This window comes from Mameliella sp. CS4, from assembly GCF_019392335.1.
In the GTDB taxonomy this organism is placed as follows: domain Bacteria; phylum Pseudomonadota; class Alphaproteobacteria; order Rhodobacterales; family Rhodobacteraceae; genus Antarctobacter.
Genome location: NZ_JAHXRQ010000115.1, coordinates 1 through 323, shown reverse-complemented (window position 1 = coordinate 323; position 323 = coordinate 1). Strand labels below are relative to the sequence as shown.

The following is a 323-nucleotide window of genomic DNA, read 5'->3' as shown; positions in this document are numbered from 1 at the left end:
CCGTGTCGGGGGTCGTGCTGATGCTGGCCTGGATGAATGCCGAGGCGTTCGACAAGACCCTTGAGACCGGCGAGGCCTGGTTCTGGAGCCGGTCGCGGGAACGACTCTGGCATAAGGGCGCTACGAGCGGACAGATCCAACGCGTCGAGGAGATCCGGGTCGACTGCGACCAGGATGCCGTCTGGCTGAAGGTCCGCATGCCCGGGCGGTCGGGATGCTGCCACACCGGCCGTCCGAGCTGCTTCTACCGCCGCGTCGTCGGCGGCCCTGGCGGCCCGGCGCTCGCCCACGACGTGTTGCGCGGGGACACCGGCTCCCAAGGC

At 70.0% G+C, this 323-nt stretch carries 1 protein-coding gene; it reads left to right on the top strand.

The features are described 5' to 3' along the window. Window positions 1-20: 20 nt before the first annotated feature. The coding region (gene hisI / locus KZZ07_RS26760) for a phosphoribosyl-AMP cyclohydrolase (RefSeq protein ID WP_255564623.1) at window positions 21-323 on the top strand (303 nt) is incomplete at its 3' end.